Annotated in this window: 14 protein-coding genes, 1 tRNA gene and 1 pseudogene; 9 read left to right on the top strand and 7 right to left on the bottom strand. The window is 70.2% G+C overall.

The features are described 5' to 3' along the window. Positions 1-261: 261 nt before the first annotated feature. Both OCW50_RS17505 and OCW50_RS17500 read left to right on the top strand, forming a co-directional pair. Positions 262-492 (top strand): hypothetical protein, encoded by a 231-nt coding sequence (locus OCW50_RS17505; protein ID WP_262298451.1) that lies wholly within the window; start codon positions 262-264, stop codon positions 490-492. Positions 493-545: 53 nt separating this feature from the next. Beyond that, entirely contained in the window at positions 546-1,340 is a 795-nt protein-coding gene (locus OCW50_RS17500; protein ID WP_262298450.1) for an ADYC domain-containing protein, read from the top strand. A gap of 787 nt (positions 1,341-2,127) precedes the next feature. Here the strand turns inward: OCW50_RS17500 and OCW50_RS17495 are convergent. From OCW50_RS17495 to cobS, 3 genes are read right to left on the bottom strand one after another with little or no spacing between them, the layout of a single operon-like run. Further along, on the bottom strand, positions 2,128-2,835 hold the full coding sequence (locus tag OCW50_RS17495; protein WP_262298449.1) for a retropepsin-like aspartic protease family protein: 708 nt from the start codon (positions 2,833-2,835) through the stop codon (positions 2,128-2,130). Beyond that, the gene (locus tag OCW50_RS17490; RefSeq protein ID WP_262298448.1) at positions 2,835-3,050 is read right to left on the bottom strand and encodes a DUF1289 domain-containing protein; all 216 of its coding nucleotides are present in this window, start codon (positions 3,048-3,050) and stop codon (positions 2,835-2,837) included. The genes OCW50_RS17495 and OCW50_RS17490 overlap by 1 nt, the downstream gene beginning before the upstream one ends. A 15-nt stretch (positions 3,051-3,065) precedes the next feature. Then, positions 3,066-3,902: an adenosylcobinamide-GDP ribazoletransferase gene (cobS, locus tag OCW50_RS17485; RefSeq protein ID WP_262298447.1), complete on the bottom strand. Its 837-nt coding sequence runs from the start codon at positions 3,900-3,902 to the stop codon at positions 3,066-3,068. Positions 3,903-3,979: 77 nt separating this feature from the next. Between cobS and cobT the strand changes: the two genes are divergently transcribed. The 5 genes from cobT to OCW50_RS17460 all read left to right on the top strand — a co-directional run bounded on the left by cobT (position 3,980) and on the right by OCW50_RS17460 (position 7,335). Then, positions 3,980-5,005 carry a nicotinate-nucleotide--dimethylbenzimidazole phosphoribosyltransferase gene (gene cobT, locus OCW50_RS17480; protein ID WP_262298446.1) on the top strand — a complete coding sequence of 342 codons (1,026 nt, stop codon included), beginning with the start codon at positions 3,980-3,982 and terminating at the stop codon, positions 5,003-5,005. Then, positions 5,002-5,505: a thermonuclease family protein gene (locus tag OCW50_RS17475; RefSeq protein ID WP_262298445.1), complete on the top strand. Its 504-nt coding sequence runs from the start codon at positions 5,002-5,004 to the stop codon at positions 5,503-5,505. Before cobT ends, OCW50_RS17475 begins: the two co-directional genes overlap by 4 nt. A gap of 103 nt (positions 5,506-5,608) precedes the next feature. After that, on the top strand, positions 5,609-6,232 hold the full coding sequence (locus OCW50_RS17470) for a uracil-DNA glycosylase family protein (protein ID WP_262298444.1): 624 nt from the start codon (positions 5,609-5,611) through the stop codon (positions 6,230-6,232). 91 nt (positions 6,233-6,323) lie between these two features. Beyond that, complete coding sequence (locus OCW50_RS17465; protein ID WP_262298443.1) at positions 6,324-7,115, top strand: enoyl-CoA hydratase-related protein; 792 nt, start codon at positions 6,324-6,326, stop codon at positions 7,113-7,115. Between the two features lie 13 nt (positions 7,116-7,128). Beyond that, the gene (locus OCW50_RS17460; RefSeq protein WP_262271320.1) at positions 7,129-7,335 is read left to right on the top strand and encodes a hypothetical protein; all 207 of its coding nucleotides are present in this window, start codon (positions 7,129-7,131) and stop codon (positions 7,333-7,335) included. A gap of 362 nt (positions 7,336-7,697) precedes the next feature. Here the strand turns inward: OCW50_RS17460 and OCW50_RS17455 are convergent. The 3 genes and pseudogenes from OCW50_RS17455 to moaA all read right to left on the bottom strand — a co-directional run. Beyond that, a pseudogene (locus OCW50_RS17455) lies at positions 7,698-8,570 on the bottom strand (NAD(P)-dependent oxidoreductase); the annotation flags it as partial. Between the two features lie 274 nt (positions 8,571-8,844). Continuing rightward, positions 8,845-9,651, bottom strand: a complete 807-nt coding sequence (locus OCW50_RS17450) for an ABC transporter substrate-binding protein (protein WP_262298442.1) — start codon at positions 9,649-9,651, stop codon at positions 8,845-8,847. Between the two features lie 10 nt (positions 9,652-9,661). Continuing rightward, a complete protein-coding gene (gene moaA, locus OCW50_RS17445) occupies positions 9,662-10,702 on the bottom strand; it encodes a GTP 3',8-cyclase MoaA (RefSeq protein ID WP_262298487.1) in 1,041 nt (346 codons plus the stop codon). 210 nt (positions 10,703-10,912) lie between these two features. Here moaA and OCW50_RS17440 point away from each other — a divergent pair, with 210 nt between their 5' ends. Then, positions 10,913-11,281 (top strand): gamma-butyrobetaine hydroxylase family protein, encoded by a 369-nt coding sequence (locus OCW50_RS17440; protein WP_262271318.1) that lies wholly within the window; start codon positions 10,913-10,915, stop codon positions 11,279-11,281. Between the two features lie 361 nt (positions 11,282-11,642). On the opposite strand, the gene OCW50_RS17435 is transcribed toward OCW50_RS17440, so the two are convergent. Beyond that, positions 11,643-12,227, bottom strand: a complete 585-nt coding sequence (locus tag OCW50_RS17435) for a L,D-transpeptidase (protein WP_262298441.1) — start codon at positions 12,225-12,227, stop codon at positions 11,643-11,645. Positions 12,228-12,474: 247 nt separating this feature from the next. Here OCW50_RS17435 and OCW50_RS17430 point away from each other — a divergent pair. Then, positions 12,475-12,549 (top strand) — tRNA-Val (locus OCW50_RS17430). The last annotated feature ends 54 nt before the right edge of the window (positions 12,550-12,603 follow it).

The following is a 12,603-nucleotide window of genomic DNA, read 5'->3' as shown; positions in this document are numbered from 1 at the left end:
CGTCCCGGTGATCCCGGTCGGAGGAGCGCGGCGCTTCAAACGATCGGGATGGCCGAGAGCGAGGCGGGTCCCGCACCGGGACAGGTTTTCGGCGCATGGTCTCCGAGGCGAGCCGGCACCGAAAACCGCCGCGCGCCCGTGCGCCGCCGCACGGCGCGGAGCGCATTCAACCGGCAATTGCTTTACTATAACATGGCACGTCTTAAACTCTCCCCGTGCCTCATCAGGGGCATTGTCGCACATCTCTTCAGGAGAGAAGCAATGACGGTTCGCACGAGCATCCTGGCCCTCACCCTCGCCGTGTCGGCACTCCATGCCACGCAGGCCAGCGCCTTCTTCAGCCGCGCCGACCGGCCGCCGCCGAACGGCATGAACGGCGCCAGCCTCACGGGTCGCGCCGACCGGGCGCCGTCCGTGGACCGCGCGCCATCCGGGGAGACCGCTCCCAGGGCGGTCGTTCTGCCCGATGGCGTGCGCGTCGTGGTGAAGTAACCGGAACCTGCCCGTAAGGGCTCCCCTCGCCCGGTGCGGGGGAGCATCGTCCCATGCGTCTCACGTTCCTGTGCGTCTTGTTCCTCGTGCTCTCCGCGCTGCCGGTCCAGCCCGCGGCCGCGCTGGAGGGGCATTTCCAGGCCGATGGGCTCGACCTGGTTCTCAGCCTCGACGACGGGCGCGTCTTCAGGGGCCAGTCGCTTTCGGGCGCCACGCTGGTGCTCGGCACGGCGGACCGCGACACCGAGATCCGCATCGACGGCGTCGTTCACGAGGGGCAGGTGAGGGGCGTCCGGGCGACGTTCTTCCGGATGTCCGTCAGGGATCGCGAGACGGGCGCGGACAAGGACCTGTGCGAGCCCGACCCGGACGGCGAGCGCGTCGCCTTCGCGTATCCGGACGGCGCCGGCGGCTTTGCCCTCACCTGCACCAGCGGCGCCGAGGGCAAGTGCATCCTGTTCGGGTACTTTCCCTGGCAGGCCGACCCGGCCATCCCCATGCGCGATCTGCACCGCGCCTGCACGCATATGCTGCGCGCCGATTACGGCGGCGACGACCGGCCGAGCACCCGGAACGGAACGGCCGTCAACGTCTATGACCGCTTCGGGATCCAGCATCCCGATCACGCCCCGGGGATGGCGTTCGAGGCCGCCTGGGGGCCGGACGGCGCGGTCTGCGTCGCGCATCCCCGCATCGCGGACAACGTGAGCCTGGAGGAACTGACCCGGCGCTACCCGGGCCTCCAGGGGCGGGTCGGCCCTCAGGCCTGCTCCGAGCCCCGCATGCGGGCGGACCCGCGGGCGCTGCTCTTCAACGAGTCGATGCTGACATGGCGCGGGGCGCGATAGCCCCGGGGCGGGGCTCGCGCATCGGGCGGCCCCGGTTTTTCGCACGTTGCGCCCGCCAGGAGGGGAGCATCGGACCATCGGGATGGCCGTCTCTCCCCGGCCCGTCACCACCGGGCTCGTCCCACCCGCCACGTCATCACCGGCCTTGTGCCGGTGATCCCGATTGTTTGAGGCGCGGCGCCCTTCCGATCGGGATGGCCGGGACAGGCCCGGCCATGACGTTGGGAGGGTGGCAAGAAGGGCGGAGAGTGGCCGTGACGTGGGGAGGGTTTCAGTGCCGGGCCACACACACCACGTCATCACCGGGCTTGTCCCGGTGATCTCGATACGGCGAAGCGCGGCGCTTCAAAGGATCGGGATGGCCGGGACAAGCCCGGCCATGACGTGGGGAGGGATCGTGGGAGGCGTGGCGCCACTGCCATGGTCGCCCGCCGCATCACCACCCGCTCTCACCATCCTCCCACGTCATCACCGAGCTCGTCCCGGTGATCTCGATGACGAGGAGCGCCGCGCCTCACCTTATCGGGATGGCCGGCACAGGGCCGGCCATGACGTGGTGAGGGTGGCGGGAAGGGCGGAGGTTGCCGTGACGTGGAAGGTCACGCCACGGCGATGGTCTCCCACCCCGTCATCACCGGGCTCGTCCCGGTGATCCCGACCGGAAGACCGCCGAGGGCATTGTGCGGATGAAAGCGGACCGAACGCGACGATGCGCTCCCCACAAGGGAGCATCGGATCGATCCCGGACCCGGGTCCCCTCGTCCCGTCCGATGCGCTCGCGCCGGGGTCAGTCCGGCCGGTCCGCCTGCGCCCGCAGGATCAGCCTGTTGCCGCGCACCTCGTAGGAGCCGAGGCGTTCCAGGAAGGTCATCCCGAGCAGGTTGGCGTGCAGCACGCCCGCGCGGGCGATCAGCGCGCGGACGTTGCGCTCCGTGATCGAGCCCACCGTCAGCCGGTCGATGACCACCGGGGCCGCGAGGGCGCCCCCGTTGGCCGTCGAGACCGGGATGGAATAATCGAGGCGGTCCAGGCGGAAGCCGGTGGCGGCCGCGTCCTCCGCGCGCAGGACCACCGTGCTGGCGCCGGTGTCGAAGACGAAGCGGGTCTCGTGGCCGTTGACCTCGCCCCGCACCACGAAGCTGCCGTCGGTGCGCCGCGCCGCGACCACCTCGCCCTCGGGCGTGACGACGGTGCGGCCGACCGCGATGTCCCCGATGGCGCGGTCGATCACGGTCTGCAACTCGCCGCGGGACGCATAGGTGACGAGCAGGGCGATCAGGATGCCGCCGCTGACCGCCACGGATTGCACGCCGTAGGTCCAGTGGCGGGAGAAGCCCTCGACGATGGAATCCGCCAGGAGGAGGGACAGGCCGCCGAGGCCGAGCAGGCCGGCGGCTTCGAGGGCCGACAACTCGCCGACCGGATCGTCGGCGAAGGATCCGACCAGGAGGGCGGCCAGGAGAAGAAGAATGCCTGCCCCGCGAATGCCCGGCATCAGGAAGCCTTGTCGGACCGGGGCGCGAAGGGCGATTCGACCGCGAAGGCCTCGCGCATCCGGTCCGGCAGCGCCGCCATGATCGTCCGGCGCTCCTCCTCGGGGATGCGGTACCAGCTCGCGATCTCGTCCCGCGTGCGGCCGCAGCCCTCGCACAGGCCCGTTTCGGGATCGATCAGGCAGACGCGGATGCAGGGGCTCGAAACGCGGGTCATCACATCTTCATGTCGTCATGGCCGCAGGGCGGTCAAGAGGCCGATCAGCGCAGCGATCTCCGCGGCCTGCTGGGCGGCGCCCGCCACATCGCCCGTCTGTCCGCCCAGATGCCGCGAGGCGAAGCGGGTGAGCGCGAGGCCCGACGCCCCCGAGAGCACCAGCATGAGGGCGATGCCGACGGGCGGCAGGCCGGCGAGCGCCCCCAGGCCCACGGCGATCGCGCCGGCGATCCCGGCCGCGCGCCAGAACGTCTCCCGGGCCGGCTGCCCGACCGCCCGGGACAGGCCGTCCCGGCGGGCCGGGGCCAGAAACACGATCGGCATCAGACCGGCGGTGCGCGACAGGGAGGCGCCGATGAGCACCGCCGCCATGGCGGCGGCGCCGTCGGTCCGGGAGGCGAGGGCCGCGAGGGCGCCGATTCGCAGGGCCAGGGCGAGGAACAGCGCCGAGGCCCCGAAGGAGCCGATCCGGCTGTCCCGCATGATCTCCAGGCGCTTCTCGCGGGTCGCGGCCCCGCAGCTGTCGGCGAGGTCCGCCAGCCCGTCCTCGTGCAGCGCTCCCGTGGCCGTCACCATGGCGGCCACCGACAGCATCGCGGCGAGCCAGGGACCGAGACCGGCCATCAGGGAAAGGCCCAGCAGGGCCGCCGGAAGGAGGCCGATCAGGAGGCCCGCCAGCGGGATCGCCCGCACGAGACGCGGGAAGCTCGGGAGCCCATGGGCGTCCCGCTCCCAGGGCAGGGCCGGGACCGGAAGGCGGGAATAGAAGCGCACGCAATGGGCAAGGTCGACGCTCAGCGCCCGCCAGCCGCCGCCATCCGGCGCTTCGCCCTGTTCAAATCGCTCCGACATGCTTCACCCCGCGGGCCTGGATCGTTATAGGTCACGCCTCGTCGCGTTCTGCAATGCCCCCCGGGCCGGAGCCCTCCATGTCTGATGCCGTGTCCTCACCTTTCGACGATATCCGCCGCCTGATCACGACCATGCCCGGTCCGGACGAAGCGGCCGTCGAGGCCGTGCGCCGGCGGGACGGGCAGCTCACCAAGCCGGTCGGCAGCCTGGGCCGCCTGGAGCGCATCGCCGAGTGGCTCGCCGCCTGGCAGGCCAAGCCCACCCCGAGCGTCGACCGGCCGCTCGTCTGCGTGTTCGCGGGAAGCCACGGGGTCACGGCCAAGGGCGTGTCGGCGTTTCCGTCCGAGGTGAACCGCCAGATGCTGGAGAACTTCGCGGCGGGCGGCGCGGCGATCAACCAGATCTGCGCGGCCTACGGCCTCGGCTTCAAGGTCTTCGACCTCGCCATCGACATGCCGACGGGCGACATCACCGAGGCCGACGCCATGGACGAGAAGGCCTGCGTGGCCACCATGGCGTTCGGCATGGAGGCCATCGCGGGCGGCACCGACCTGCTCGCCATCGGCGAGATGGGCATCGGCAACACCACCGTGGCGGCCGCCCTCTACACGGCCCTCTACGGCGGGCCGGCCGAGCACTGGGTCGGGCGCGGCACGGGCGTGGACGACGAGGGCTTCCGGCGCAAGGTCGCGGCCGTCGAGGCGGCCATCGCCCATCACGGCGGCCACCTCAAGGACCCGCTCGAGGTGCTGCGCCGCCTCGGCGGGCGGGAGATCGCCGCCATGGCGGGGGCGATCCTCGCGGCGCGCCTGCAGCGCATCCCGGTGGTGCTCGACGGCTACGTGGCGACCGCGGCGGCCGCGATCCTCCACGCGATCCATCCCTCGACCCTCGACCATTGCATCGCCGGCCATCTCAGCGCCGAGGGCGCCCACCAGGACGTGCTCGCCCGCCTCGGGAAGGTCCCGCTTCTGGCCCTCGGCATGCGTCTCGGGGAGGGATCGGGCGCGGCGCTCGCCGCGGGCCTCGTGAAGGCCGCGGCCGCCGTGCATCGGGACATGGCCACCTTCGGCCAGGCGGGAGTCTCCGAGCGCCTGTCGTGAGACGGTTCGGCCATCGCCCGCGATCGGGCGGAATCGCCTCCGTGCTCGTCGCGCTGGCGCTGGCCGGCGCGGCCGGGCTCGCCCTGAAGCCGGGCGCGCGCGCTCTCGAGGGCCGGGCCCAGGTGACGGACGGGGACACGATCCGCATCGGCGAGGCGCGCATCCGCCTCAAGGGCATCGACGCCCCCGAGATGGAGCAGCGCTGCTCCCGGGCGGGCCGCTCCTATGCCTGCGGCGAGACCTCCCGCCGGGTGCTGATCGATCTCGTGTCGGGACAGGTCGTGCGCTGCCGCGCCACCGGCCGGGACCGCTACCAGCGCATCCTCGCCCGCTGCACGGTGAACGGCCGCGACATCGGCGCCCGCCTGGTGGAGGACGGCTGGGCGGTCTCCTACGGGCGTGATTACGAGCCCGAGGAAACCCGCGCCCGCAGCCGCTCCGCCGGGCTGTGGGAGGGCGATTTCGAGCGGCCGCAGGACTGGCGCCGGCAGCACAGATAGGCCGGGCGCGACCCAACCCGATGGGCCGGCAGGGCCCGGCTGAGACGTTTCGCCCGACACCTGCGATCTCACCGATTCGGGCCGCGGACCCCATCTTATCGCGATGCATCCCCGGCCGAATTTCGACGAACTCGCCGCCCGATTGAAGGACTGCCGGATCTGCCGCGAGGCGCCGCGCTACGGGGCGGCCCTGCCGCACGAGCCGCGGCCGATCATCCAGGGCAGCGCGACGGCGCGCCTGTGCATCGCCAGCCAGGCGCCCGGCACCCGGGCCCATGCGAGCGGCATCCCGTTCGACGACCGCTCGGGCACGCGGCTGCGGGACTGGCTCGGGCTCGACCGGGCGACCTTCTACGACGCCTCCAAGGTCGCCATCGTGCCCATGGGCTCGTGCTTCCCGGGGCAGGATGCCAAGGGCGGGGACCTGGGCCCGCGCCGGGAATGCGCCGAGGCCTGGCGCCGGCCGCTCTTCGAGGCGCTCCCCGATCTCGACCTGGTCCTGCTCATCGGCCAGTACGCGCAGGCCTGGCATCTGGGCGAGGCGTCCAGGGACGGGCTGACCGAGACCGTCCGGCGCTGGCGCGGGATCCTCGGCCAGCCGCAGAAGCCGCGGATCCTGCCGCTGCCGCACCCGTCCTGGCGCAACAACGGCTGGCTTAAGACCAATGCCTGGTTCGAAGCCGAGCTTTTGCCGGTGCTCCGCTCCGAGATCCGTTCTATGTTCTAGAGCGGGCATCGGACCCAAAAGTGGACCCCACTTTTGGGATCCATCCGATGCTCTAGAGCAAGGACCAGGATCAGCATCAGGAGCCCGAAGCATGAGCCCGACCACCCTGCGCTGCGCCATCGACGGACCGGTCGCGACCATCACGCTCGCGCGGCCCGAGAGGATGAACGCGTTCAATGCCGCCATGCACGCGGAGCTGCGCGACGCGCTGGACCGTTGCGAGCGGGACGAGGCGGTGCGCGTGGTGGTGCTGACCGGGGAAGGGCGGGCGTTCTCGTCGGGCCAGGATCTGACCGTCGACCTGAAGCGCGACGAGCGGGGCCGGATCGATCTCGGTCCCGCGCTCGCCCGCGACTACAACCCGCTGGTGCTGCGGCTCTCGCGCTTCCCGAAGCCGACCGTCGCGGCCCTGAACGGCCCGGCGGTCGGGGCCTCCATGAACATCGCGCTCGCCTGCGACATCGTCGTGGCGGCCCGCTCGGCCTATCTCCAGGAGGCCTTCGCCCGGATCGGCCTGATCCCGGATGCGGGCGGCACCTGGATCCTGCCGCGCCTCGTCGGCCCCAAGCAGGCGCTCGCCCTGATGCTGAGCGCCGAGGCCGTCCCGGCCGAGGAGGCGCAGCAGATGGGCCTGGTCTACAAGGTGTTCGACGACGCGTCCTTCGCGGTCGACGTGGCGGCCTTCGCGGCGCGCCTCGCCGAAGGGCCGGGGCTCGCCTACCGGCTCACCAAGCAGGCGGTGGCGGAAAGCCTCGCCAACAGCCTGGAGACGCAGCTCGAGCTCGAAGCCCGGCTCCAGAGCGAGGCCGGATCGAGCGCGGATTTCATGGAGGGCGTCGCGGCCTTCCGCGAGAAGCGGACGCCCCGGTTCGAGGGACGATGAGGAGACCGCCCCGATGCGCCCCACCTATTGGATTCTCGGCCTCGCCACCCTGAGCGTCGTGATCGGGCTGTTCATGTCGCGGGATCCCGAGCGGGCCGAGCGGCTCAACCAGATGTACCGGGACGCGGCCCTGACCGGCGAGACGCGCCAGATGGTGATCATGGGCCTGGCGGTCGCCATCGGGGCCTTCGTGGTCTACCTGACCATGACCCGGCGGTGAAGGTCCCTGTCCGGTCTCCACCCATCCCACCCTCTCACGTCATGGCATCCTCCACCCTTCCTGCCACCCTCAACACGTCATGGCCGGCCTTGTGCCGGCCATCCCGATACGGAAGAGCGCGGCGCCTCTCGGAAGCGGGATCACCGGCACAAGGCCGGTGATGACGTGGAGAAGGTGGCAAGGGCCGGTGATGACACCCTCCACATGTCATGGCCGGGCTCGTCCCGGCCATCCCGATCGGAAGAGCGCGGCGTTCCCAACAAGCGGGATCACCGGGACAAGCCCGGTGGTGACGTGGAGAATGTGGTCAGGGCCGGTGACGACCCGGAGAGGGGCGGACCCGGTTTCGTCCGCGCGATGCGCTACGTGCCGAGCCGGGCGATCAGGCTCGACGTGTCCCAGCGCTTCCCGCCCATCTTCTGGACGTCGGCGTAGAACTGGTCGACGAGCGCCGTGACGGGCAGGCTCGCGCCGTTCTTGCGGGCTTCGCCCAGCACGATCGACAGGTCCTTGCGCATCCAGTCGACCGCGAAGCCGAAATCGAACTTGCCCTGGTTCATGGTCTTGCCGCGGTTCTCCATCTGCCAGGAGCCGGCCGCGCCCTTGGAGATCACCTCGAGCACCGCCTCGATGTCGAGGCCCGCCTTCTGGCCGAAATGGATGCCTTCGGCGAGGCCCTGCACGAGGCCCGCGATGCAGATCTGGTTGATCATCTTGGTGAGCTGGCCGGCCCCGGCCTCGCCCAGGAGGCGGGACGCGCGGGCAAAGCTCATGATGACCGGCTCGGCCCTCCCGTAGACGTCCGCGTCGCCGCCGCACATGACCGTGAGGACGCCGTTCTCCGCCCCGGCCTGGCCGCCCGAAACAGGCGCGTCGATGAACGAGAAGCCCTTCTCCCGGGCGGCGGCGTAGAGCTCGCGGGCGACCTCCGCCGAGGCCGTGGTGTGATCGACGAAGATGGTGCCCCGGCCCATGCCGTGGAAGGCGCCGTCGGGACCGAGCGTCACCTGGCGCAGGTCGTCGTCGTTGCCCACGCAGGCGAACACGATCTCCTGTCCCTCGGCGGCCTCGCGGGGCGTCCGGGCGGCGCGCCCGCCGTTCTCGGACACCCATTGCTCGGCCTTCGCGGCCGTGCGGTTGTAGACCGTCACCTCGTGGCCCTTCGCCTTGAGGTGGCGCGCCATGGGATACCCCATCACGCCGAGTCCGAGGAATGCGACCTTCGCCATCGTGTGCTCCCTGAATGCTTCGCCGGTTCTAGCGCATCGCGCAAAAAAGTGGACCCGGTTTTTCGCGGTCGACGATGCCGATCCTTACCACCCCCTCCACGTCATCACCGGGCTCGTCCCGGTGATCCCGATGCGAGGGGCGCGGCGCTTTTCCGTTTCGGGATGGCCGGCACAGGGCCGGCCATGACGTGGAGGGTGGCAGGAAGGGCGGAGGGGGCCATGACGTGGGGAGGGTGCCCGTGAGCCGCGGGATGGCCGGGACGAGACCGGCCGGACGCCCCTACTTGATGTCGAAGGAAAAATACCGGGCGCGGATCCGGTCGTAGGTCCCGTCCGCCTTCACCTGCGCGATGGCCCGGTTGAACTGGTCGCGCAGGGCTTCGTCCTCCTTGCGCAGGCCGATGCCGTAGGCCTCGCGCCTGTAGGCGGGCTCCGCCGGCGCGTCGCCGATGATGTGGCAGCAGGCGCCCTCGCGGCTTTCGAGGAACTTCGAGAGCAGCAGCTCGTCGGCGAAGACGGCGTCGATCCGCCCGACGAGAAGGTCGAGATTGGCCTCTTCCGCCTTGGCGAAGAGCACGATCTCGGAATCCTTGTAGAAGGTCCTGAGATAGGTCTCGTGATCGGTGCGCTCGATGGTGCCGATCCTCTTGCCCGCCATGGCGGCCGGCGTGACCTCGCCGGGAGCCGTTTCCTTGGAGCCGATGAACACCGCCGGGATGCGGTAATACGGGTCGGAGAAGGCGATCCGCTTGCGCCGCCGCTCGGTGATCTCGAGCGACGACATGATCGCATCGTATTCGTGGCCGACGAGGCCCTTGAGGATGCCGTCCCAGGCATGGGGCACCAGCTCGCACGTGGCCGTCATGGCGTCGCAGAGGCTCTTGAGAAGATCGACCTCGAAGCCCTGCAGCTCGTTGTTGGCATCGATGAAGTTGAAGGGCGGATAGGCGCCTTCGACGGCGACCCGGATCACGGGCTTACTTGCCGGAGCCGCGTCCTGCGCCGGGCAGGCCTGCCCTCCGAGGGCGACGAGCATGCCGGCGAGAACCGCCAGCCGCCGCCCGAACATCCCGATTTTCTTAACCATGGAAACGCGCTCAGCCCCCTGTCACGCTCATGTGGCGGGCGAGGGCCGGGCGGGCGTGGCGCCGGTCGATGATGAAATCGTGCCCCTTCGGCTTGCGGGCGATCGCCTCGACGATGGCCCGGTCGAGCAGCTCGTTGCTCTCGGAGGCGCGCACCGGCGCTCGCAGGTCGGCGGCGTCCTCCTGGCCGAGGCACATGAAGAGCTGGCCCGTGCAGGTCAGGCGCACCCGGTTGCAGCTCTCGCAGAAATTGTGGGTCAGGGGCGTGATGAAGCCGAGCCGTCCGCCCGTCTCCTTCACGCGCACATAGCGCGCCGGGCCGCCGGTCCGGTGGTCGAGATCCTCCAGGTCGTAGCGGGCGGCGAGGCGCGCGCGCACCTGCGACAGGGGCAGGAACTGGTCGATGCGCTGCCCGTCGATCTCGCCCAGCGGCATCACCTCGATCAGGGTCAGGTCCATGCCGCGCCCGTGGGCCCATCCGACCAGGGACTCGATCTCGTCCTCGTTCACGCCCTTGAGCGCGACCGTGTTGATCTTGACCTTCAGGCCGGCGTTCTGCGCGGCATCGAGCCCCTGGAGGACCTTGGCGAGGTCGCCCCAGCGGGTGATGGCGCGGAACCTGTCGGCGTCGAGGGTGTCGATGGACACGTTGACCCGCTTCACCCCGCAGGCGGCGAGGTCCTTCGCATGGCGGGCGAGCTGCGAGCCGTTGGTGGTGAGCGTGAGCTCGTCGAGCGCGCCCGTGTCCAGGTGACGGGACAGGGACCCGAACAGGGTCATGATGTCGCGCCGCACGAGGGGCTCGCCTCCGGTGATCCGCAGCTTGCGCACGCCCCGGTCCACGAAGGCCGAGCAGATCCGGTCGAGCTCTTCCAGGGTCAGCAGGTCGCGCTTGGGCAGGAAGGCCATGTCCTCGGACATGCAGTAGACGCAGCGGAAGTCGCAGCGATCGGTCACCGAGACGCGCAGATAGGTGATCGCCCGGGCAAACGGGTCCAGAAGGGACCGGCCGGTCATGCTGGACGTCTCGGGGCGGGCCTGGAAGGCTCCCATGGCGGAGAAATCCTCGTTCGCGCGAAGGCTTGCCTTCGGTTTCGTGATCAAGCACTTAGCACATCGGGCCAGAAAGTGGATTCGGTTTTCGCTCACATGGCCTTTGGGGTCCGCAAAGACCACGGGCTTATGGACAACGGGGCGGCGGGCCGCGCGGGGCGCCGGGCCGCGCCCGGCCCGGGGCCGCGGACCAGAACAAGGGACAGGGCCATGACATCCGAGCGCTGGCCGACGGAACTCCGCCTCGCCAGGGACAGGCGCAGCCTGCGCATCGCCTTCGACGACGGCACGGCCTTCGACCTGCCGGCCGAGTATCTGCGCGTGGCGAGCCCCTCGGCCGAGGTCCAGGGGCACGGCCCGGCCGAACGCAAGACCGTGCCGGGCAAGCGGGAGGTGGAGATCGTCGCCGTCGAGCCCGTCGGGAACTACGCCGTCAGGCTCGTCTTCGACGACCGGCACGACACAGGGATCTACGGCTGGGACTTCCTCCACCGGCTCGGGGCCGAGCGGGCGGAACGATGGCAGGCCTATCTCGACGAACTCGCCGCCAAGGGTCTGTCGCGGGATCGGGCGCGGTGACGGGAGGGGCGTGCCCTCTCTCCGCCCGTCATCACCGGGCTCGTCCCGGTGATCCCGCTTCCGAGAGGCGCCGCGCTTCATCGCATCGGGATGGCCGGCACAAGGCCGGCCATGACGTGGAGGGTGGTGTGACCCGGTGCGAACACCCTCCCACTGTCATCACCGGGCTCGTCCCGGTGATCCCGCTTCCGTAGGGCGCCGCGCTTCACCTTATCGGGATGGCCGGCACAGGGCCGGCCATGACGTGCGGAGGGTGTCCGATCGGGATGGCCGGCACAAGGCCGGCCATGACGTGGTGAGGGTGGCAGGAAGGGCGGAGGATGCCATGACGGGGGGAGGGTGACCGGGCCCGCACGACGCGCTAGCGCTGGACGATGACCCGGGCGCCGACCCTGGCGCGGTTGTAGAGGTCGGTCACGTCCTCGTTGGTCATGCGGATGCAGCCCGAGGAGACGGCCTCGCCGATGGTCTCCGGCTCGTTCGAGCCGTGGATGCGGTAGATCGTGCTGCCGATATACATGGCCCGGGCGCCGAGCGGGTTGTCGGGGCCGCCCTTCATGTAGCGGGGCAGGTCGGGACGGCGCTTGAGCATGGCGGCCGGCGGGCGCCAGTCCGGCCATTCGCGCTTCATGGTGATCGAATGACTGCCGGCCCAGGTGAAGCCCGGCCGGCCGACGCCGATGCCGTAGCGCAGCGCCTGGCCGTTGCCGAGGACGAAATAGAGGCGGCGTTCGCTCGTGGAGACCACGATGGTGCCGGGAGCATGACGCCCGTCGAAGGACACGACCTCGCGCGGAACCGGCGAAGCCTGCGCCTTTACGGCCTCCTCGGTGCTGTAGAGGGGCTGGCGGGTCAGAGGATCGAATGCTGTGAATGCCGCAGCCGGCGTCGCAAGGGCGACGAAGGCGCCGACGAGCCCGGAGAGAGCAGCGCGAGTGCGTCCCATTTTTGCCTCGGATAAAACACGGTTGGTGGCGGGTCCTGCATGTCGATAACGCAACAGCCCCGCTTAGGATCCAAGCTCTATCAAGGTTCTGCTATAAAATTCTAGTGCCAAGTTGCCCTATTCCAGCCACATCGTAAGCGGCCGGTTAAAGTCACGGTGCCACAATCCGCCGATCAAAATACTTCGCCGGCCGCATGCTTCTTTGGCTTGACGCCGGGGGTTCCGCGCCTTTAGAAGGCGCTTGTCAGGGCGCGTAGCTCAGCGGGAGAGCATTCGCTTCACACGCGAAGGGTCACAGGTTCAATCCCTGTCGCGCCCACCATTCCTTCCTGACAAGTCAAGCTTCACGATGTCGTGTGCGACGGGTTCGCGCGCG

It is taken from the genome of Microvirga sesbaniae (assembly GCF_025460805.1).
In the GTDB taxonomy this organism is placed as follows: domain Bacteria; phylum Pseudomonadota; class Alphaproteobacteria; order Rhizobiales; family Beijerinckiaceae; genus Microvirga; species Microvirga sesbaniae.
This window is presented reverse-complemented; position numbering and strand designations above follow the sequence as displayed.

Bases quoted from the DNA above. Each gene is read 5' to 3' on its own strand.
- OCW50_RS17460 (WP_262271320.1), top strand. From the start codon at position 7,129: ATGCGCCCCACCTATTGGATTCTCGGCCTCGCCACCCTGAGCGTCGTG.
- OCW50_RS17435 (WP_262298441.1), bottom strand. From the start codon at position 12,227: ATGGGACGCACTCGCGCTGCTCTCTCCGGGCTCGTCGGCGCCTTCGTC.
- moaA (WP_262298487.1), bottom strand. From the start codon at position 10,702: ATGGGAGCCTTCCAGGCCCGCCCCGAGACGTCCAGCATGACCGGCCGG.
- OCW50_RS17440 (WP_262271318.1), top strand. From the start codon at position 10,913: ATGACATCCGAGCGCTGGCCGACGGAACTCCGCCTCGCCAGGGACAGG.
- OCW50_RS17470 (WP_262298444.1), top strand. From the start codon at position 5,609: ATGCATCCCCGGCCGAATTTCGACGAACTCGCCGCCCGATTGAAGGAC.
- cobS (WP_262298447.1), bottom strand. From the start codon at position 3,902: ATGTCGGAGCGATTTGAACAGGGCGAAGCGCCGGATGGCGGCGGCTGG.
- OCW50_RS17500 (WP_262298450.1), top strand. From the start codon at position 546: ATGCGTCTCACGTTCCTGTGCGTCTTGTTCCTCGTGCTCTCCGCGCTG.
- OCW50_RS17490 (WP_262298448.1), bottom strand. From the start codon at position 3,050: ATGACCCGCGTTTCGAGCCCCTGCATCCGCGTCTGCCTGATCGATCCC.
- OCW50_RS17505 (WP_262298451.1), top strand. From the start codon at position 262: ATGACGGTTCGCACGAGCATCCTGGCCCTCACCCTCGCCGTGTCGGCA.
- OCW50_RS17465 (WP_262298443.1), top strand. From the start codon at position 6,324: ATGAGCCCGACCACCCTGCGCTGCGCCATCGACGGACCGGTCGCGACC.
- cobT (WP_262298446.1), top strand. From the start codon at position 3,980: ATGTCTGATGCCGTGTCCTCACCTTTCGACGATATCCGCCGCCTGATC.
- OCW50_RS17450 (WP_262298442.1), bottom strand. From the start codon at position 9,651: ATGGTTAAGAAAATCGGGATGTTCGGGCGGCGGCTGGCGGTTCTCGCC.
- OCW50_RS17495 (WP_262298449.1), bottom strand. From the start codon at position 2,835: ATGCCGGGCATTCGCGGGGCAGGCATTCTTCTTCTCCTGGCCGCCCTC.